At 71.5% G+C, this 20,135-nt stretch carries 16 protein-coding genes and 2 pseudogenes; 8 read left to right on the top strand and 10 right to left on the bottom strand.

Going from position 1 to position 20,135, the window contains the following annotated elements; genetic code table 11:
• The first annotated feature begins 302 nt into the window (after window positions 1–302).
• Window positions 303–1,946 (top strand): protein kinase domain-containing protein, encoded by a 1,644-nt coding sequence (locus SLUN_RS20380; RefSeq protein WP_108150366.1) that lies wholly within the window; start codon window positions 303–305, stop codon window positions 1,944–1,946.
• A gap of 197 nt (window positions 1,947–2,143) precedes the next feature.
• Here SLUN_RS20380 and SLUN_RS41370 read toward each other — a convergent pair whose 3' ends face one another.
• Window positions 2,144–2,506 carry a hypothetical protein gene (locus SLUN_RS41370; protein WP_254710215.1) on the bottom strand — a complete coding sequence of 121 codons (363 nt, stop codon included), beginning with the start codon at window positions 2,504–2,506 and terminating at the stop codon, window positions 2,144–2,146.
• Between SLUN_RS41370 and SLUN_RS41365 the strand changes: the two genes are divergently transcribed.
• From SLUN_RS41365 to SLUN_RS20355, 5 genes are all read left to right on the top strand, one after another.
• The gene (locus SLUN_RS41365; RefSeq protein ID WP_254708652.1) at window positions 2,490–2,663 is read left to right on the top strand and encodes a hypothetical protein; all 174 of its coding nucleotides are present in this window, start codon (window positions 2,490–2,492) and stop codon (window positions 2,661–2,663) included. The two genes, SLUN_RS41370 and SLUN_RS41365, sit on opposite strands and share 17 nt — an antisense overlap.
• A gap of 84 nt (window positions 2,664–2,747) precedes the next feature.
• Window positions 2,748–3,452, top strand: coding sequence for a PadR family transcriptional regulator (locus tag SLUN_RS20370; RefSeq protein ID WP_108150362.1), 705 nt, complete (start codon window positions 2,748–2,750; stop codon window positions 3,450–3,452).
• Between the two features lie 153 nt (window positions 3,453–3,605).
• Window positions 3,606–4,367, top strand: a complete 762-nt coding sequence (locus tag SLUN_RS20365) for an ABC transporter ATP-binding protein (protein WP_108150360.1) — start codon at window positions 3,606–3,608, stop codon at window positions 4,365–4,367.
• A complete protein-coding gene (locus SLUN_RS20360; protein ID WP_108150358.1) occupies window positions 4,364–7,228 on the top strand; it encodes an FtsX-like permease family protein in 2,865 nt (954 codons plus the stop codon). The genes SLUN_RS20365 and SLUN_RS20360 overlap by 4 nt, the downstream gene beginning before the upstream one ends.
• 119 nt (window positions 7,229–7,347) lie before the next feature.
• Complete coding sequence (locus SLUN_RS20355; protein ID WP_108150356.1) at window positions 7,348–7,890, top strand: bacterial proteasome activator family protein; 543 nt, start codon at window positions 7,348–7,350, stop codon at window positions 7,888–7,890.
• A 173-nt stretch (window positions 7,891–8,063) separates the two neighbouring features.
• On the opposite strand, the pseudogene SLUN_RS20350 reads toward SLUN_RS20355, so the two are convergent.
• The 7 genes and pseudogenes from SLUN_RS20350 to pdhA all read right to left on the bottom strand — a co-directional run.
• Window positions 8,064–9,042: pseudogene (locus SLUN_RS20350) on the bottom strand (NAD(P)H-quinone oxidoreductase); the annotation flags it as partial.
• A gap of 10 nt (window positions 9,043–9,052) precedes the next feature.
• Window positions 9,053–9,207, bottom strand: a pseudogene (locus tag SLUN_RS41360) (Ion channel protein); the annotation flags it as partial.
• Window positions 9,208–9,273: 66 nt separating this feature from the next.
• On the bottom strand, window positions 9,274–10,704 hold the full coding sequence (locus SLUN_RS20345; RefSeq protein ID WP_108150354.1) for a molybdopterin molybdotransferase MoeA: 1,431 nt from the start codon (window positions 10,702–10,704) through the stop codon (window positions 9,274–9,276).
• Window positions 10,701–11,621 (bottom strand): NTP transferase domain-containing protein, encoded by a 921-nt coding sequence (locus SLUN_RS20340; protein WP_108150352.1) that lies wholly within the window; start codon window positions 11,619–11,621, stop codon window positions 10,701–10,703. Before SLUN_RS20340 ends, SLUN_RS20345 begins: the two co-directional genes overlap by 4 nt.
• Before the next feature lie 66 nt (window positions 11,622–11,687).
• The gene (locus tag SLUN_RS20335; RefSeq protein ID WP_108154849.1) at window positions 11,688–13,100 is read right to left on the bottom strand and encodes a dihydrolipoamide acetyltransferase family protein; all 1,413 of its coding nucleotides are present in this window, start codon (window positions 13,098–13,100) and stop codon (window positions 11,688–11,690) included.
• Window positions 13,100–14,104: an alpha-ketoacid dehydrogenase subunit beta gene (locus tag SLUN_RS20330; RefSeq protein WP_108150350.1), complete on the bottom strand. Its 1,005-nt coding sequence runs from the start codon at window positions 14,102–14,104 to the stop codon at window positions 13,100–13,102. The genes SLUN_RS20335 and SLUN_RS20330 overlap by 1 nt, the downstream gene beginning before the upstream one ends.
• Complete coding sequence (pdhA, locus tag SLUN_RS20325; RefSeq protein ID WP_108150348.1) at window positions 14,101–15,240, bottom strand: pyruvate dehydrogenase (acetyl-transferring) E1 component subunit alpha; 1,140 nt, start codon at window positions 15,238–15,240, stop codon at window positions 14,101–14,103. The genes SLUN_RS20330 and pdhA overlap by 4 nt, the downstream gene beginning before the upstream one ends.
• 225 nt (window positions 15,241–15,465) lie before the next feature.
• Here pdhA and SLUN_RS20320 point away from each other — a divergent pair, with 225 nt between their 5' ends.
• Complete coding sequence (locus tag SLUN_RS20320; protein WP_108150346.1) at window positions 15,466–15,993, top strand: Lrp/AsnC family transcriptional regulator; 528 nt, start codon at window positions 15,466–15,468, stop codon at window positions 15,991–15,993.
• A gap of 221 nt (window positions 15,994–16,214) precedes the next feature.
• Here the strand turns inward: SLUN_RS20320 and SLUN_RS20315 are convergent, their stop codons facing one another.
• Together SLUN_RS20315 and SLUN_RS20310 are read right to left on the bottom strand one after the other, a co-directional pair.
• Window positions 16,215–16,808 (bottom strand): TetR/AcrR family transcriptional regulator, encoded by a 594-nt coding sequence (locus SLUN_RS20315; RefSeq protein ID WP_108150344.1) that lies wholly within the window; start codon window positions 16,806–16,808, stop codon window positions 16,215–16,217.
• Window positions 16,805–18,322: a 3-hydroxyacyl-CoA dehydrogenase gene (locus SLUN_RS20310; protein ID WP_108150342.1), complete on the bottom strand. Its 1,518-nt coding sequence runs from the start codon at window positions 18,320–18,322 to the stop codon at window positions 16,805–16,807. The genes SLUN_RS20315 and SLUN_RS20310 overlap by 4 nt, the downstream gene beginning before the upstream one ends.
• A 123-nt stretch (window positions 18,323–18,445) precedes the next feature.
• On the opposite strand from SLUN_RS20310, the gene paaN reads away from it, so the two are divergent.
• Window positions 18,446–20,122: a phenylacetic acid degradation protein PaaN gene (gene paaN / locus SLUN_RS20305; RefSeq protein ID WP_108150340.1), complete on the top strand. Its 1,677-nt coding sequence runs from the start codon at window positions 18,446–18,448 to the stop codon at window positions 20,120–20,122.
• Window positions 20,123–20,135 lie beyond the last annotated feature (13 nt).

Here is a 20,135-nt window from a genome sequence, read left to right as displayed (position 1 = left end):
GTAATCTGTCCGCGTGCGTAAGGTGCCTGCGGGTGTTCGCTGTCCTCGGGGTGCTGTGCCACGTCACGCTACAGCCTTCGCGCGACGCGCCCGTTTCGAGATGGACCGGCCATCCAACCCGCTGCCGTGCGGCCAGGCAAATTCGACGCTTTTCCTGTAACGCTTCCGAGTCTCTTCTTGTGCGTACGGTCACGGAACGGGCACCTGGCTTGACGTGTCGGACCCCTCGGGCAGACTTGCCACGTACATACGGATCACGCAAGACGGGTCGCGGGTCTTACGCGCCGAGGGGGAAGCACAGCATGAGCCAGGACGGCGCACAGGGCCGCTATGCGGGAGGTTCGGTCGCCGGCGGGCGGTATCAACTCCGCGACCTGCTCGGCGAAGGCGGCATGGCCTCGGTGTATCTGGCGTACGACTCGGCGCTGGACCGCCAGGTCGCCATCAAGACGCTCCACACCGAACTGGGACGCGAGCAGTCGTTCCGCGAGCGGTTCCGGCGCGAGGCGCAGGCCGTCGCGAAGCTCTCGCACACCAACATCGTGTCGGTCTTCGACACCGGTGAGGACACGCTGACAGAACGCGGCTCCGCCGCGGGCTCCGGCGCGCTGATGCCGTACATCGTCATGGAGTACGTCGAGGGCCAGCCCCTCGGATCCGTACTGCAGGCGGACATTCAGCAGTACGGCGCGATGCCGGCCGACAAGGCGCTGAAGGTGACGGCCGATGTGCTGGCCGCGCTGGAGTCCAGCCATGAAATGGGCCTGGTCCACCGCGACATCAAGCCCGGCAACGTGATGATGACCAAGCGCGGCATCGTCAAGGTGATGGACTTCGGCATCGCGCGGGCCATGCAGTCGGGCGTCACCTCGATGACGCAGACCGGCATGGTGGTCGGTACGCCGCAGTATCTGTCGCCGGAGCAGGCGCTGGGACGCGGCGTGGATGCGCGATCCGACCTGTACTCGGTCGGCATCATGCTGTTCCAGCTGCTGACGGGGCGGATCCCGTTCGACGCGGACTCGCCGCTGGCGATCGCGTACGCGCATGTACAGGAGGAGCCGGTCGCTCCGTCCACGATCAACCGCTCCATCACTCCGGCGATGGACGCGCTGGTCGCCCGCGCGCTGAAGAAGAACCCGAACGAGCGTTTCCCGAGCGCCGCCGCGATGCGCGACGAGATCGCGCGGGTGGCGGGCGCCGGTCACACGGGCGCCCCGGTGATCATCGGTGGCGCGCCGTCGACGAGTGGCGCGGGGGTGGGTTCCGCGGTGTTCCCGCCGCTGGCCCAGTCGGCCCCGGCGCCGCAGAGCGTGCAGACGCCGTACCAGCCCGGCCCGTACGGCCCGCCGACCCCGGCGCCGACGCCGGCTCCCGCGCCGCACTACGGGTACCCGCAGACGCCCGCTCCGGCACCGGCCTACGGGACGCCGGCCTCGACGCCGCCGCCGTACACCATGGCCCCGCATTCGACGACGGCTTCGGGCGGCAGCGCCGGGGGCGGCAAGCGGAACATGCCGGTCATCGTGGGCGCGGTCGTGGTGGCGCTGCTGGCGGTCGGCGGCCTGATCACGGCGATCACACTGAACAAGGACTCGGGCGGCGGGGACAACGCGGGCGGGGACCCGAGCTCGAGCGAGTCGGCCGACACGGCGGGGGTCGTCCCGCCGGACCGCACGCGGACCATCGAGACGACGGAGTGCACGGACGCGACGGAGGACGGCACGGACCCCTCGAAGGTCCAGGCCCCCGACGTCACGTACAAGGACCTCCTCTCGGTGAAGGAGTGCCTGCGGGCAGCCGGCTGGACCTGGACGGTGACCGAGGTGGACAACCCTCAGTACGCCAAGGACGCGGTCATCGAGCAGTTCCCCAGGCAGGGCTCGCCCGTCGTGCCGAAGAACGCGGAGTTCGAGCTGAGGGTCTCCACCGGCCAGTCGGGGTGACCCTCACAGCTTTCCCATGTCCCAGGAACGGCCCGGCACGCAGCGCGCGTGCCGGGCCGTTTCCGTTGCCGTTTTCCCGTCCGCTCCGCGCGGCGTCCGCCCGAGATGCCGGAAGTGTCATGGTATGTGACGCTGAGTCCGATATCTCGGCGGCTCGGCACGGGAGGGGGTCACCCGGTGACTCCAACGCTCCGCACTCAGTGCGCGATCACGGTCGCGTCGCTCCTGCTGGTGGCCGCGCCCCACGCGTACGCCGAGGAGTCCGAGGACCCCGCCCCTTCTCCCACGGCCACGCCCAGCGTCTCGTCCTCGCTCGCCGGGCGGCCGGCCGGCGAGGGCCGCCCGCGGCCCGGACGGCCGTCCCGGAGCCCGAGCCCGAGTACGTCCCCGAGCGCCGTCCGTACGCCGTCCGGCCCTGACTCCGCGTCCCCTTCCGTATCCGCTTCCCCCTCGGCCGCTCCGTCCCGTACGCGGCCGTCCGCGTCGAAGCCCCCTCCTGTGGAGGATGAGGAACTCGAGACGGATGAGCTTGAGGAGGCGGTGGTGTCCGTGCCGCCCACCCCGTCGGCCTCCCCACCGGCCGCCGCACGTCAGCAGGCACCGCAGACGGTCCCCGAGGCGGTCGGGCGCCAGATCTCCCCGCTGTCGCTGGGGGCCGGGATGGCGCTCATGGGGCTCGGAATCGGCTTCCTGGGGGTGCGGCTGAGGCGCCGCTGATCACCATGTCCCCCTCAAGACGGACGCACAGACTCCGCCTCTCGGTGGTTGCCGCGGCTGGCATACCCGGTATACATACTGAGTATGTCGATTCGCCACGGGCTTCTCGCCCTCCTTGAGCGTGGGCCTCGCTACGGCTCTCAGCTCCGTACGGAGTTCGAGTCGCGCACCGGTGCCACCTGGCCGCTCAACGTCGGCCAGGTCTATACGACCCTCAACCGCCTGGAGCGCGACGGCATGGTCGCGCAGGGCGGCGAGGACGACGCCGGCCACGCTCTGTACGTCATCACCGATACCGGGCGCAGCGAGCTGAAGAGCTGGTTCACGACGCCCGTGGACCGCAGCAGTCCGCCCCGGGACGAGCTGGCCATCAAGCTCGCGATGGCGGTCGGCGCGCCCGGCGTGGACATCCGTGCCGTCATCCAGTCCCAGCGGCACCACACCGTGAAGGCGATGCAGGACTACACCCGGCTCAAGGCGCAGGCACTCGCCGCCATCGAGAGCGGCGGCCCGCAGGAGCGGGACGACGTGGCCTGGCTGCTCGTCCTGGAGCAACTGATCTTCCAGACCGAGGCCGAGGCGCGCTGGCTCGACCACTGCGAAGTCCGGCTCATCCGGATCTCCGCGACGGCCGATCGGGGAGGCGAGAGGGCAGCCGACCCGGCCGGGCCGCCGGCGGGCGCTGCCCTGATCGCGCCCCCGGCACCGTCGGACTCGCCGGGCCGGCCGGACTCACCGGGCCGGCCCGCGTCTGCGGCGCACGCTCGGCACGCGCCGCCGCCGACGTAGTCCGCGGGACCGGGACCGGCCGCCGCGGCACCACCCAGGCTTACCGCTCACCTCTTCGTATCCGTTCCGTACACCCGACTCGTACCGCTCGTACCGCCCGTACCGCTCGTACCGCCCGTACGCACGCCGTCCGTCCAAGGGGGGACCCTTCCCATGTCCGATCAGCATTCACAGCCGTCACCGTCGTCACAGCAGCCCGTGCTGCAACTCCAGCAACTGACCCGCGTCCACGGCAGCGGCGCCACCGAGGTGCACGCCCTGCGCGGCATCAACCTCGATGTCTTCCCCGGCGAACTCGTCGCCGTCATGGGCCCGTCGGGCTCCGGCAAGTCCACGCTGCTCACCATCGCGGGCGGTCTCGACGTCCCCACCTCGGGACGGGTGATTGTCGAGAACACCGACATCACCACCGCCGACCGCAAGACGCTCGCCGCCCTGCGCCGCCGCAGCATCGGCTATGTCTTCCAGGACTACAACCTCATCCCGGCCCTCACCGCCGCCGAGAACGTCGCCCTGCCGCGCGAACTCGACGGCATCTCCGCGCGCAAGGCCCATGGCGAGGCCGTCGCCGCGCTGGAGGAGATGGACCTCGGTCAGCTCGCCGACCGGTTCCCCGACGAGATGTCGGGCGGTCAGCAGCAGCGGGTGGCCATCGCCCGCGCCCTGGTCGGTGAGCGGCGCCTCGTACTCGCCGACGAGCCGACCGGCGCTCTGGACTCCGAGACCGGCGAGTCCGTCCTCGCTCTGCTGCGCTCGCGCTGCGACGGCGGCGCGGCCGGCATTCTCGTCACCCACGAACCGCGCTTCGCGGCCTGGGCGGACCGCGTGGTCTTCCTGCGCGACGGCGCCGTCGTCGACCAGACCATCCGCAGCCAGGCCGACTCGCTGCTCTCCGGCCAGGCGGCCGAGCTGTGATCACCTGGTACCACTCCTGGCGGGCGGCGATCCGGATCGCCCGCCGTGACGCCTGGCGCTTCAAGGGACGCAGCTTCCTCGTCCTCGCCATGATCGCCCTGCCCATCCTCGGCGTGAGCGCCGCGGATGTGACCCTGCGCAGCGCCGAGCTCTCCACGGAGCAGGGCCTTGAGCGTTCGCTGGGTGGCGCCGATGCCCGGCTGACCGACCCCGGCCTGGGCGGGGTGCCCGTCAAGCAGTCCCCGGACGCCGAAAGCTATGTGCCGGTGGGGGACTTCGACGGCAAGCCGTGGCCCGAGGGCAGGACGGACATCAGGAAGGTGCTGCCTGCCGGCGCCAAGTTCCTGACCGACTCGATCGGTTCGGCCAAGCTGCGCACCACGCACGGCCTGCTGAACACCGAGATCCGTGAGCTCAAGGCCTCGGACCCGATGGCCAAGGGCCTCCTGGCCGTCGACCGCGGCCGGCTCCCGCAGAAGGCCGACGAGGTCGCCGCGACCACGCACTTCCTGGAGAGCAGCGGCCTGAAGGTGGGCTCCGCCCTTGCGGCACGCGGCCTCGACCGCGAGTACAAGATCGTCGGCGCGTACGAACTCCCGGGCTCGCTCAAAACCGACCAGGTCAACGCGCTCCCGGGCGCGGTGCTCGCGCCGCTCGGCAAGGCCCTCGAAAAGGCCGGGCTGCCCGGTTCGGAGCCGAGCACCACGCATCTGGTGTCCCTTGCCGGTGGTTTCACGTGGAACATGGTCAAGGAGGTCAACGCCAAGGGCGTGACGGTCAATTCGCGCGTCGTGGCTCTCGACCCGCCTGCCAGGTCCGAGGTGCCGATCTACCAGGAAGAGGGCTGGGGCGACTTCGAGGAGAGCACGGCCGCCAAGGCCGCGGCCCTCGCGGCGGTGGGTACCGTCGTCGGCCTCGCCATGCTGGAGATCTGCCTGCTGGCAGGGCCCGCCTTCGCGGTCGGCGCCCGGCGTTCACGCCGCCAGCTCGGCCTGGTCGGCGCCAACGGCGGCGACCGCCGCCATATCCGTGCCATCGTCCTCGCCGGCGGTCTGGTGATCGGCGTCGCCGCCGCCGTGGTCGGCACGATCCTCGGCCTGCTTCTCACCTTCGCGCTGCGGCCGCTGCTCGAGGACTACATGGGCAAGCGCTTCGGCAGCTTCGACATACGGCCGCTCGAGCTCCTCGGCATCGGGCTGCTCGCCGTGGTCACAGGCCTGATGGCGGCGATCGTCCCGGCCATCACCTCGTCCCGGCAGACCGTGCTGGCCTCGCTCACCGGACGCCGTGGCGTACGGAAGAGCAGCCGGGTGCTCCCGGTGATCGGGCTGATCGCGGTCATTCTGGGCGCGGCGGTCGCGCTCTACGGGTCGACGATGACCGACCAGTTCATCGTTGTCGCGGGCGGCAGCGCCCTCGCCGAGCTGGGCGTGGTCGCGCTGACCCCCGCCCTGGTGGGCCTGTTCGGCAGGACCGGGCGCATCCTGCCGCTCTCCCCGCGGCTCGCGCTGCGCGACGCGGTACGCAACCGGGGCCGTACGGCTCCCGCCGTCGCCGCGGTGCTGGCAGCCGTCGCGGGCACGGTCGCCGTGGCGACGTACGCCGCGAGCGCGGACGCGCAGGGCGAGGCCCAGTACACGGCACGTCTGCCCTACGGCGCGGTCTCGGTGATGCTCGACGAGGCCGGCGGACGGGACGTCCCGTCGGTGCGTGCCACCGTGCAGAAGCTGCTGCCCATCGACGTACGGGCCGATGTGGACCGGATCTCGGTCGGCAAGCCCAACTGCCCGATGTACGGCGACGGGGAGGGCTGCGGCCGCTACGAAGTGGTCGTGCCCACGGCCAACGAATGCCCGCTGTGGAAGACCGACCCGGCGCGCCCGGACGAGGACCCCGCGGCGAAGTTCAGCAAGGCCGAACGGCGCAAGCTCGGCGACGACTGGCGCTGCAAGGAGGTCGGGGGCGGTGGGGTCTATGCCGACAGCGGTGTGCTGGTCGGCGACGCGAAGCTGCTGAAGGTGCTGAAGATCGACGACGCGGAGGCCGAGAAGGCTCTGGCGGCGGGGCAGATCGTCTCGTTCGACAAGCGCAACGTCGACGCCAAGGGCAAGATCGGCATCCGTCTGGTCACCGACATCAAGGCGGCCGACGCGGCCTCGGAGAAGGGCAAGGAGGCGCCGGGCGAGATCAAGTCGTTCGGCGTGCACCAGGCCGCCGCTGAGACGAACTCGTACGGCATCGCGATGATCGTGCCGCCCGCCGCGGTCAAGGCCTCGGGCATGGCCACAGTGCCGCTGGGTGCGTACTTCTCCACCGACAAGATGCCGAGCAGCGAGCAGCGCCAGCGGCTCTCCGGCGAGCTGGACAAGACCGGCTCGGACGTCAGTCTCAACATCGAGGAGGGCTATACCAGCGACAACAGCATCATCCTGCTGGCACTGACCGTCTTCGCCGGACTGATCACCATCGGTGCGGCCGGTATCGCAACGGGCCTCGCCCAGGCCGATGCCGAGGCCGATCTGAAGACCCTCGCGGCGGTCGGCGCACCGCCGCGGGTCCGCAGGACGCTCAGCGGATTCCAGTGCGGTGTGGTGGCAGCTATGGGTGTGCTGCTCGGCTCGGCGGCGGGTGTACTGCCGGCGATCGGGCTGCGGCTCACCGAGAAGCGCCAGCAGCTCAAGTGGTACCAGGACGCGCTTGACCAGGGCTTCGGCAGCATGCAGACACCGCCGCACGTGCCGATCATCGTCCCCTGGGCGACGCTGGCCGCGCTGCTGGTCGCGGTCCCGGTGGGCGCGGCGATCCTGGCGGCACTGGTCACCCGCTCCCGCGGGGCACTGTCCCGCCGCGCGGCCACCTGACCGGGGCCTCCTGGCCCTCCCCCGCCTGTCCAGCGGTTTTTGTGCCCCCGTGCGAGGGTGGATCACTCTCGCACGGGGGCACAACGTGTGGTGACGCACATGTGCGAGAGAATGGCGGCATGGAGATGCCGAGGAATGAACGGTCGCAAGAGAGCCCCCACGTACTCATCGTGGGACAGGACGGGAAGGCACTCGGCGGCGGTGACGGTGACGACGAGTCGCGCGAGGTCCCGGTGACGGAGATGGTCGAACAGCCTGCGAAGGTCATGCGGATCGGCAGCATGATCAAGCAGCTGCTGGAGGAAGTCAGGGCAGCACCTCTGGACGAGGCGAGCCGGGTACGGCTCAAGGCGATCCACGCCAGCTCGGTGAAGGAGCTGGAAGACGGCCTCGCCCCCGAGCTCGTCGAGGAACTCGAACGCCTCAGCCTCCCCTTCACGGACGAGGCGATCCCCTCCGAGGCCGAACTGCGCATTGCGCAGGCCCAGTTGGTGGGCTGGCTCGAGGGCCTTTTCCACGGAATCCAGACGGCCCTGTTCGCCCAGCAGATGGCGGCCCGCGCCCAACTCGAACAAATGCGCCGCGCCCTCCCGCCGGGCGCCTCCCACGAGGACGACGACGAAGGCCCGCACGGCGCGATCCGCTCGGGCCCGTACTTGTAGCCGTCGCCGCGCGACGCTGATGCCGATGCCCGGCTCACGGATGGTGAGCCGGGCATTGCCGTGGGAGCGGGTCCGGACGGACGATGCCCCAAGGCGGGCGCGGCGCGGCCGGTGCCGCGCCGGAGGTGCGGGTGGACGGAGTACCCCGTACACAAGGGCGGTGGTGGGTCAGCCGCCGCGGGCGCCACCAGCAGCACCTTGCCGACATTCGCGCCGGACTCCAGCACGGTGCCCTCCGCCGCATCCGTCAGCGGAACCGCCCGGTCCACCACCGCCCGCACCCGGCCCCTCGATCAGCGGCCAGACATGCTCCCCCACCGCCGCGATGATCGACGCCTTCTCGCCCAGCGGCCGCCCCCGCAGCGACGTCGCCGTGATCGCCGCGCGCTTCCCGAGCAGGGCCGCCAGGTTCAACTCGCCCTTGACGCCCCCCTGGAGCCCGATCACGGCAAGCCGGCCGTTGACCGCAAGCGCCCGCACATTCCGGTCCAGATACTTCGCGCCGACGATGTCGAGGATGACGTCCGCACCCGCCCCGTCCGTCGCCTTCCGCAGCTCCTCCACGAAGTCCTGCTCGCGGTAGTCGATCAGGATGTCCGCGCCCAGCTCCGCACAGCGCGCCAGCTTGTCGGGCCCGCCCGCGGTGACGGCCACCCGCGCGCCCACCGCCTTCGCCAGCTGGATCGCCATTGTGCCGATACCGCTCGCACCGCCGTGGACCAGCAGCGTCTCGCCCGGCCGCAAGTGCGCGATCATGAACACGTTCGACCACACCGTGGCGGTCACCTCCGGCAGCGCCGCGGCCGTCACCAGGTCCAGGCCCGCAGGCACCGGCAGCAGCTGCCCCGCCGGCACGGCGACCTTCTCCGCGTAACCGCCACCCGCCAGCAGCGCGCACACCTCATCGCCCACACTCCACCCGGAGACACCGGCCCCCACCTCCGCGATCCGGCCGGAGCATTCCAGGCCGGGGTAGGGGGAGGAGCCGGGCGGCGGGTCGTAGAAGCCCTGCCGCTGCAGCAGATCGGCTCGGTTGACCGCGCTCGCCACGACCTCGACGAGGACTTCGCCCTCGCCTAGTACGGGATCGGGCACCTCGGCCCAGACAAGCGCCTCGGGACCGCCAGGTTCGGGAATCGTGATCGCATGCATGGCGGCGAGGCTACTCCGGGCTGTTCATCGGCGATGCGTTCGTGGCGCGCACGATGTGATGAGCCGGTCCGTCAGCTGCGGCGGAGTCGCCGCCAGATCGTGGTAGCCGATCAGCCGGTGTCCCCGCAGCACGCACACGACCAGGTCCTCCGTCTCCCGCAGGGAGTTTCAGCCGGCTGGCGAGAAGCTGCTCGTCGGCGCCGCGCGCGATGGCGTCATGACCGGGAAGTTTCACGTGAAACACCCGCCGCCGGCGAACGCGGCCGACCAGGGCAGATCGAGGACCTCCAGCTCAACCCCGACCCGCGCGCCGCCCGGCGGAACGACGGCCAGACCATCGGCGGCGGCGATACCGCGCAGCATGGCGGGTCCGTTGTAGTGCAGCGGAACCAACTGGTCGGCGCGGTGGACGAAGGGCACCAGGCGGGTGTCGTACGGATGCCCGTGCACCTGGTCCCGTACTGGCCCGCGATACGGGGCAGGGGACGGCCGGCCCGCGAGTGCACGCAGGAGGGGCTCGGCGAGGGTGAGGAGCCCGGACACGGCGGCGAGGGGATTGCCGGGCAGGCCCACCAGATACCGGGCGGGGAGACGCGCGTCCGGCCCGTGCGGATCGGGCCCGTGCGGGTCCGGTCGAGGCGTGTCAGGGGCGAGCCGGGCCAGCAGCATCGGATGGCCGGGCCGTACCGCGACCCCGTCGACCAGCAGCTCGGCGCCGGCCTTCCGCAGGACCGGGTGGACATGGTCCACCGGCCCCGCAGCCGTCCCACCGGTGGTCAGGAGCAGGTCCGCGCCGGAGGTGGTGACAGCCTCGTGGAGGGCCTCGGCGTCGTCACCGAGTCGGCGTGTGGCGATGACCTCGACGCCGAGAGCCCGCAGCCACGGGCCGATCATCGGACCGAGGGCGTCACGGATGAGACCGTCGTGGGGGAGTCCCGCCGTGAGCAGCTCATCGCCGAGGACGAGGACTTCGACCCGCGGCCTGCGGACGGTGAGCAGCTCGTCGTAACCGGCGGCCGCGGCGAGTCCGAGTACGGCGGGGGTCACCAGGGAGGCGGCGGGCAGGAGTTCGTCGCCGGAGCGGCACTCCTGACCCCGCGGCCGGATGTCCTGACCGGGGATCACCTCACGCTCGGCGTGCAGCTGGCGCCTGTCCGCGTCGGCACGGGAGTGCTCGCCGCGGATCACCGCGGTGGCCTCGGGAGGGATACGGGCGCCGGTGGCGATGCGCACGGCCGCGCCGTCGGGGAGCGGCGAGGCGTCGCCGTGCCCGGCGAGGATCGAGCCGTCGCCCTGGATGGTCCATGGACCCGGGCCCGCGACGGCCCATCCGTCCATGGCGGAGGTGTCGAAGGAGGGCAGATCACAGAGCGCGGCGAGCGGCTCGGCGAGCACCTGGCCCAGCGCCTGATCGAGGGGCACGCGCCGGCTACGGAGCGGGGCGGCGCGCCCCAGGCGGGCGGCGAGGGCGCGGGCGTCGGGCCAGGGGGTGGCGCGGTGCCGGGTCGCGGCGGGGCCGGGTGCGGGCTCCTGCCGCGTCTGCCGGCCGACCAGCGCGAGGGCTTCCTCGACGCCGTCCACCTCGGACTCGGCCGCGTCGGCCTTGTGCACGGGGCCCACGGCGTGGCCCCTGGCATCGGCCCCATGATCCTGACCGGTCATCCGGCGTCGGCCTCGTCGGTCCTGGTGGAGTCCCCGGCAGCAGTGCCGGGAGCGGTTGGTCCCGCTCCGGCCTGGTCGGCCCGATCCGCCTCGTCGGCCCAGCGCAGGGCGAGCGCGGCGGCCTTACGGGCGGCCTCCGCGACCGCCTCCGGACCGCCACCGCCCGCCGAGGCCGCCGCGTAACCCACCAGGAAGGTGGTGAGCGGTGCGGCGGGGCGGGCGACACCGTGCGCGGCATCCCGCGCGAGGTCGAGCAGGACGCCGATGTCGACGTCGAGGTCGATGCCGAGTTCGTCCTTGACTGCGGTAATCCATTCGTCCAGCACGTTCCCATGCTCCCTGATACGGGCCCGGGCCGCGAAGATGTCCTCCCAGGTGTCGCAGTCGAAAGAGGCCAGTGGCTCCGCGGCGATCCGGGCGAGGTCCAGTTCCTGCGTCAGCAGACGCAACGGCAGCCCGGTCAGACTCCCGTACTCGGCAGCGAGAAGAGCCAGTTCACGGCGCAGCGGTTCGGTGCGGTACGCCGCTACGAGGGGCTGGTCGCGGCCGCCGGGATCGGTGAGCAGGGCAGCCTCCTGCCCGCTCGTGTCGAGAGCGCCGATCAGCTCGCGTACCGTCCGCTCCCCCAGGAACGGCAGATCGGCCGAGAGCACGAGGACGGACTGTGCCTCGACCTGCCGCACCCCGGCGTCCAGCGCGGCGAGCGGTCCGCCGCCCGGAGGCTCCTCGCGCGCCCAGACCACGGGGCGCACGGTGGCCCGGCGCCCCCCGACGACGACGGTGCGCCCCGCGTCGCGGCACACCCCGAGCACACGGTCGAGCAGGGCCCGCCCGCCCACGCTCACCGCCGGCTTGTCGGCCCCGCCCAGCCGCTTCGCGGCACCTCCGGCGAGCACGATGGCGTCATACGCGGTCATGCCTGAAGTATGGGCCGCGACGGCGTGGGCGGGGAGCCCCGATTCGATCTCTCTTCTCGGCCGGCTCTACAGGCTGCGCAGCAGAACCGCCGGATGCTCCACGCAGTCGGCCACAAAGCGCAGGAAACCGCCCGCCGTGCCGCCGTCACAGACCCGGTGGTCGAAGGTGAGGGAGAGCTGGACGACCTGGCGGACGGCCAGCTCGCCCCGGTGCACCCACGGCTTGGGCACGATCCGGCCCACGCCGAGCATGGCCGCCTCCGGGTGATTGATGATCGGCGTGGAGCCGTCGACGCCGAACACCCCGTAGTTGTTCAGCGTGAACGTCCCACCGGTCAGGTCCGCCGGAGTCAGCTTCCCTTCTCTGGCCGCGTCCGTCAGCCTCCCGAACTCCGCGGCCAGCGACTCGGCCGAGCGGCTGTGCGCATCCCGGACTACGGGGACGACAAGCCCCCGCTCGGTCTGCGCCGCGAAGCCGAGATGCACCTCGTGAAGGCGCACGATCTCCCTTGCCTCCATGTCCACCGTGGAGTTGAGCTCCGGGTGGCGCGCGAGAGCAGCCGTGCAGATCCGGGCGAGCAGCGCGAGAAGCGAGATCTTCGGGCCGCCCGCGGCGTTCATCGAGGCCCGCGCGGCCATCAGCTCGGTCGCGTCCGCATCGACCCAGCAGGTGGCGTCGGGTATCTCGCGCCGACTGCGGGAGAGCTTGTCGGCGACGGCCCCGCGCACGCCGCGCAGCGGTACGCGCTCTCCACGCCCCCCACCGACGGCAGCCGCTGTCGCAGCGACTGCGGCGGTGTCGGGTACGTCGGTCGTCCCGGCGGCGCGCACGGCGTACTCGACGTCAGCGCGCAGGATCAGCCCGTCCGGCCCGGACCCGCTCAACTGCCGCAGATCGAGATCGTGTTCACGCGCGAGCCTGCGGACGAGCGGCGAGATCACGGGCACTGGCCCGGAAGCTTCGGGCCCGGGTGGGGGCGCAGCCGCGGGCACGGCGGCCGGTACGGGCACGGGGGCACGCGTCGGCGCCTGTGCCTCGGCGCGCCCGGCCGGCCGGGCGCCGTTTCCGAGCTCCGCCCCGGGCGCGGCCGGGCGGATGCGGCGCCTGCGAGCCGCCGGCGCCCCCGTCCCATAGCCGACCAGCACGTTCCCGGACGACTCGCCGGAGGACTCGCCACCGGAAGCCGAGAGCCCGGCCGAGCCCAGGGCCGCAGCCGCCCCGGCCGACTCCACGGCACCCACCGCAACCGTCAACAGCGGTGCACCGACCGGCAGTTCCGTACCCTCCTCACCGAAGCGCGCGGTCACCACACCCCCGTACGGGCACGGCACCTCCACCATCGCCTTGGCCGTCTCGACCTCGACGACCGGCTGGTCGATCGCGACGACATCGCCGACGGCCACCAGCCAACGGACGATCTCCGCCTCGGTCAGACCTTCGCCAAGGTCCGGGAGCTTGAATTCGAGCACCTGAGCCATCAGCTCCCCGCCTCCCACTGCAGTCGCGCCACCGCGTCCAGCACCCGGTCGACTCCCGGCAGATGGTGCCGCTCGAGCATCGGCGGCGGATACGGAATGTCGAATCCGGCAACCCGCAGCACCGGCGCCTCCAGATGGTGGAAGCAGCGCTCCGTCACCCGGGCGGCGATCTCCCCGCCGGGACCTCCGAAGCCGGTCGATTCATGGACGACGACCGCCCGGCCCGTACGCCGCACGGACGCGCAGACCGTCTCGTCGTCGAAGGGCACCAGCGAGCGCAGATCGACGACTTCCAGGTCCCAGCCCTCGGCCGCGGCGGCCTCCGCCGCCTCCATGCACACCGGCACGGAGGGCCCGTACGTGATGAGCGTGGCGCTGCGCCCGGTGCGCCGGACGACGGCCCGGCCTATCGGCTCGACCGCGGACGGTGCGTCCGGCGACCACTGCGCCTTCGACCAGTACAGCCGCTTCGGCTCCAGGAAGACCACGGGGTCGTCGGAGGCGATCGCCGCCCGCAGCAGCCCGTAGGCGTCGTCGACCGTCGACGGCGTGACGACATGGAGCCCCGGAGTCGCCATGTAGTACGCCTCGGACGAGTCGCTGTGGTGCTCGACGCCGCCGATCCCGCCGCCGTACGGCACACGCACCGTGATCGGCAGCGGCATTCCGCCCCGCGTGCGGTTCCGCATCCGTGCCACATGGCTGATCAGCTGCTCGAACGCCGGATACGCGAAGGCGTCGAACTGCATCTCGACGACCGGCCGCAGCCCGTACATCGCCATGCCGACGGCCGTGCCGAGGATGCCCGCCTCCGCGAGCGGGGTGTCCGTACAGCGGTCCTCGCCGAACTCTTTGGCGAGCCCGTCCGTGACCCGGAAGACCCCGCCGAGCGCGCCGACGTCCTCCCCCAGCACATGAACGGCCGGGTCCTCGGCCATCGCGTCGCGCATCGCGCGCTGCAAGGCCTGCGCCATGGAAGCGGGCTTCACCGCGGCCGTGGTCATCGCGCCTCTCCCTCCGCGTCCAGCTCGGCCCGCAGCTGCGCCGCCTGCTCGCGCAGCTGGCTGGTCTGCTCGGCGTAGACGTGCTCGAACAGGTCCATCGGTTCCAGTACCGCATCGGCGTTCATCCGCTCGCGCAGATCCGCGGCCATCGTCTCGGCCGCGTCGGCCGCCGCCCGTATGCCGTCCTCGTCGAGCAGCCCCCGCTCGGTCAACTCACGCTCCAGCAGCCGGATCGGGTCGTGCGCACGCCAGGTCTCGACCTCGGCCTCGCCCCGGTAGCGGGTCGCGTCATCGGCGTTCGTATGGGCGTCGATGCGGTACGTCACTGCCTCGATCAGCGTCGGACCGCCACCGCGCCTGGCCCGCGCCACGGCCTCGCCGAGCACTTCGTGCACCGCGGCCGCGTCGTTACCGTCGACGAGCCGGCCCGGCATTCCGTACCCCACGGCCTTGTGGGCGAGCGAGGGTGCGGCGGTCTGCTTGGCCAGCGGCACCGAGATCGCGAAGCCGTTGTTCTGGACGAGGAAGACGACGGGGGCCCGCCACACCGCGGCGAAGTTCAGCGCCTCGTGGAAGTCGCCCTCGCTGGTGCCGCCGTCGCCGACCATGGCCAGCGCGACGACGTCGTCGCCCTTGAGGCGGGCGGCGTGCGCCAGCCCCACGGCGTGCGGCAGCTGGGTGGCGAGCGGGGTGCACAGGGGAGCTATGCGGTGCTCACGCGGGTCGTACCCGGTGTGCCAGTCGCCGCGCAGCAGCGTCAGCGCCTGTACGGGGTCCAGGCCCCGGGCCACGGCCGCCAGGGTGTCGCGGTAGCTGGGGAAGAGCCAGTCCCGCTCCTCCAGCGCCAGCGCCGCGGCCACCTCGCATGCCTCCTGCCCGGTGCTCGAGGGGTAGACCGCGAGCCGGCCCTGCTTGGTCAGGGCGGTGGCCTGGACGTTGTACCTGCGGCCGCGCACCAGCTCCGCGTACAGCCGCAGCAGCAGCTCGGGGTCGGTCCCTGCCGCGGCCTCCGTACCGAGCACGCGATACGGCTCCGGGTCCGGGAGCAGCGGTGTGGGGTCGGTGCGGGGCTTCCACGCCGGGGGCGGGGTGGGCCGGTAGGCGGAAGCGGCACCGGGCAGCTCTTGGACCGTCATGCTGCTCTTTCTCAACGCGAGCACCTCCTCGTGGGAGCGACGACGAAAGCGGGGACGAAGGTGGCGAGGCGGCACGAGTGTGGTGCGCCTCACCTACCGATTGTTCGGTCGTTGGCGCATTTTGGCTACAGGCACCTTCAGCCTGTGGACAAACGGTTCTCCACGGCTTGATATAGAGACAGGTCGTCCATGCTAGGGAGGCGGGGGGACATGGCAGCTGAACAAATGGCCGAGGACGGGGACCGCATGGAGCAAGCCCCTCCGCCGCGCCCGCTGGACGCGATCGACCGCGACATCCTGCGCATGCTCCAGACGGACGGCCGTGCCTCGATACGTTCGGTGGCCGATCGGGTCCATGTCTCGCGCGCCAACGCGTACGCCCGTATCAACCGGCTCATCGACGACGGAGTGATCCGCGGCTTCAGCGCCCGCGTGAACCACGAGCGGGCGGGCCAGGGCGCCTCCGCCTACATCACGCTCAAGATCGTGCAGAACTCCTGGCGCACGGTGCGAGAGCAGCTGCGGGCCCTGCCGGGTGCCGTGCACATCGCGCTGGTCAGCGGTGACTTCGACGTACTCCTGCTGGTGCACACCCCGGACAACCGCACGCTGCGCGAGCTCGTGCTGACCAGGCTCCAGTCGATCCCGGAGGTCCTGTCCACCCGCACGCTGCTGGTCTTCGAGGAGACGGATCTCGATCCGGGCCCCGGGCAGATTGCCGGACCGGCGCCGGACGCGGAGCCGCTCCCCTAGGGCCCTGGCGGCTCCGGGCGCCCATAGTGGCGCCGGGGGATCCAGGACCTGTCCGGCTAGGCCCTGTCCGGGCGATCTTCGAGGATCAGCCCGCGGCGTCAGATGCGGTGCATCGCAAGGCGGAGGATCGCTCTCGTACTGGACGTACTTGGGCGACTCCGACAACGCAGCGAGGTGCCGTAGCTGCCGTCGAGGGCCCGACAAGATCGCCCGGACAGGGCCTAGGAGTCCGTACGCAGCCCGTCGAAGGCCAGCCGTACGACCGCCTCGGCGACCTGGTCGCCGTCGTAGCCGCTGCCCGGATGCGGTCGGTACCACTCGACCAGGGAGTTCACCATGCCGAACAGCAGCCGGGTCGCCAGCCGGATGTCCATGTCCGCGCGGAGATCGCCGTCCGCCGCGGCCGCCTTCAGCAGGTCCGAGACCCGCTGATCGAACTCACGGCGCCGCTCCATCGCCCAGCGCTCGGTCGTCGTATTGCCCCGTACGCGCAGCAGCAGCGTCACATAGGGCAGCTCGGCCATCAGCACCTCGACGGTGCGCCGGGTCACGTACTCGACGCGCTCGACGGCCCGTCCCCGTACCGCCCCCGGCTCTTCCAGGATCGCGAAAAGGGAGTCGAGCGCCCGGCTGACGGCACGGCGCAGCAGCTCCTCCTTGCCCGCGACGTGGTGGTAGATCGAGGACTTGGAGATGCCGGCCGCCTTGGAGAGATGCTCCATGGAGGTGCCGTCGTAGCCGCGCTCGTTGAAGATCCGGACGGCTACGGTCAGCAGCGTCTCGGGTGTGTACGTGTCCCGCTTGGGCGTGGTCAAGAGCCTGCCCCGTCCTTGTCCATGCGGACGTACGAGTCGCGGTAGAGCGCCAGGGAAGCGGCGTAGCGCCCGGTGGGCACGCGCGCGTGGAGCTCGTCCAGCAGCTCGTGCGCCCAGGCGCGGCCGAGCCGGCGGCCCCACTCGACCGGCCCCAGCGGGTAGTTCACGCCGAGCCGCATCGCCGTGTCGATGTCCGCCGGTGAGGCGACCCCCTTGGCGACGGCATCCGCGGCGAGATCCACGAGCATCGCGACCGTACGGGCCACGATCATCCCGGGGACGTCGCCGATGACGCTGACCTTCTTGCCGAGTGCCTGGAAGAGGCCGATCGACTGCCTGAGCGTCTCCCATTCGGTGACCTCGGAGGCGGAGAGCGCGATCCGGGTCGCGGCCCGGTAGTCGAACGCCAGGTCGAAGTAGACGACATCGCGGAACTCGGCCGAGGTCTGTCCGTCGGTGAGCACCAGCTGTCCGCCGCTGGGCAGCAGAATCCTGGTGCCCTGGTCCTCGTCCGACTCGCGGACCGTGATGCCCGCCTCGCGGATCATCGCGAGCAGCTCTCGGGCCGGCCCGAGGTCGCCCTCGACGGTGATGTGGGACGGCGGCCCGGTGTCGGGCGCGGTGTGCGGCTCGGGGCGTATCGCGCCTTCCTCGTACGGGTACCAGCCGCGCCCGCTCTTGCGTCCGTGCAGCCCCGACTCGACCAGGCGGCGCTGGGCGAGCGACGGCGTGAACTTGGGGCTCTGGAAGAAGGACTCCCAGACCGACCGCGTCACGGCCTCGTTGACGTCCTGTCCGATCAGGTCGGTCAGCTCGAACGGCCCCATCCGGAAGCCGCCGCACTCGCGCAGCACCGCGTCGATGGTGGCCGGTTCTGCGCCGCGCTCCTCGTAGACCGCGAAGGCTTCGGCGTAGAAGGGCCGGGCGATGCGGTTGACGATGAACCCGGGGGTGTCGGTGCAGCGCACCGGCGTCTTGCCCCAGGCCGCCGCCGTCGCCCACGCGCGCGTGGCTGTCGCCGCGTCGGTCGCGTGGCCGCTGACGACCTCGACGAGGGGGAGCAGGGGCGCCGGGTTGAAGAAGTGCAGCCCGACGAAGCGGCCGGGGTGCTTCAAGGCGCCCGCGACGGCGGTGACGGAGAGGGACGAGGTGTTGGTCGCGAGCAGGCAGTCGTCAGCGACGATCTCCTCCAGGGCTGTGAACAGCTCCTGTTTGACGCTGAGTTGCTCAAGGATCGCCTCGATGACGAGGGCCGCGTCGGTGAGCTCGGCAAGATCGGCGGCCGGGTGCAGACGCTCGCGGGCGGCGTCGCGCTCGACGGCGTCCAGCCGGCCCTTCTCGACCAGCCGGTCGAGGCGCGCGCCGATGGCGTCAGCGGCCTCCGCCGCCCGTCCGGGCACGGCGTCGTAGAGGCGTACGAGGTGGCCCGCGACCAGGGCTATCTGGGCGATGCCCTGCCCCATGGTGCCGGTGCCGACGACGGCGACGGTACGTCTCTGATCGATGGCGGTCATGGGAGCGATCCTCCCCGATGAGTTGTCCACAGGTTTGACAGGCCCCCTTGTACCGACCGATCGTTCGGTTACTCTAACTCTGTCATTCCTCCCCTGCCCAGCTCGACGAGGAGTTGGTCCTTCATGCAGCTGACCGAGACCCACCGGCCCACGCTCGACCAGGCCCTCGAAGCGATCCGCACGCGCGCGTACTGGTCCCCGCACCCCGAGCACCCCAAGGCCTACGGCGAGAGCGCGCCGACCGACGGCCTCGCGGCGTTCGAGACCCTGCGCGGCTCCCGCTTCGACCTGGACCAGCCGGGCACGGACGGCTGGACGGGCGGCGAAATCTCGCCGTACGGACCGGAGCTCGGCATCGAGTATCCGCACCCGGATGTGGATGTCCTGCTGCCCGCGATGCGCGCGGGCATGGGCGCCTGGCGCGAGGCCGGCCCCGAGACGAGGGCTCTGGTCTGCCTGGAGATCCTGTCCCGGATCAGCGCCCGCACCCATGAGTTCGCGCACGCGGTGATGCACACCAGCGGCCAGGCCTTCATGATGGCGTTCCAGGCGGGCGGACCGCACGCCCAGGACCGCGGCCTGGAGGCCGTTGCGTACGCCTATGCGGAGCAGACCCGCACGCCCGAGGCCGCGGACTGGTCCAAGCCGCAGGGCAAGCGCGACCCCCTTCAGCTGCGGAAGACCTTCACCACCGCGGGACGCGGTATCTCGCTGCTGATCGGCTGCAACACCTTCCCGACGTGGAACGGCTACCCGGGGATGTTCGCCTCCCTGGCCACCGGCAACCCGGTCCTGGTCAAGCCGCACCCCCGCGCGGTGCTGCCGCTCGCTCTCACGGTGCGTGTCGCCCGCGAGGTCCTCGCCGAGGCGGGCTTCGATCCGAACCTGGTCTGTCTGGCCGCCGAGCGCCCGGGCGAGGGGATCGCCAAGACCCTCGCGGTACGCCCCGAGATCAAGATCATCGACTACACGGGATCCACCGGCTTCGGCGACTGGCTGGAGGAAAACGCCCGCCAGGCGCAGGTCTACACCGAGAAGGCCGGCGTCAACACCGTCGTCGTCGACTCCACCGACAACTACAAGGGGATGCTGTCCAACCTGGCGTTCTCGCTGTCGCTCTACAGCGGCCAGATGTGCACCACGCCGCAGAACCTCCTCATCCCGAGGGACGGCATCACGACGGACGCCGGACCCAAGTCGTACGACGAGGTGGTCGCCGATATCGCGGCCTCGGTGGGCGGCCTGCTCGGCGACGACGCCCGGGCGAACGCCCTGCTGGGCGCGCTGGTCAACCCCGATGTGAAGGCACGCCTGGACGCGGCCGCCGGACTGGGCGAAGTGGCCCTGCCCTCCAGGAAGATCGGCAACCCCGACTTCCCGGACGCCGTCGTCCGTACACCGGTCGTCGTCAAGCTCGACGGCGCGCGCAAGCTCTGGGAAGGGACCGACGCAGAGCCGGCGTATCTGTCGGAGTGCTTCGGCCCGGTCTCGTTCGCGGTCGCGGTGGACTCGACGGCCGACGGGCTGGATCTGCTGCGGCGCACGGTCCGCGACAAGGGCACGATGACAGTCGGCGCGTACACCACCTCGGCGGAGACGGAGCGTGCGATCGAGGACGTCTGCCTGGACGAGTCGGCGCAGCTCTCCCTGAATCTGACGGGCGGGGTATACGTCAACCAGACGGCCGCCTTCTCCGACTTCCACGGCTCGGGCGGCAACCCGGCGGCGAACGCCGCGCTGTGCGACGGAGCTTTCGTCTCGAACCGCTTCCGGGTGGTGGAGGTCCGCCGCCAGGCGTGATCACTTGCTGAAC

This window comes from Streptomyces lunaelactis (genome assembly GCF_003054555.1).
GTDB classification, from domain to species: Bacteria; Actinomycetota; Actinomycetes; order Streptomycetales; family Streptomycetaceae; genus Streptomyces; species Streptomyces lunaelactis.
This window is presented reverse-complemented; position numbering and strand designations above follow the sequence as displayed.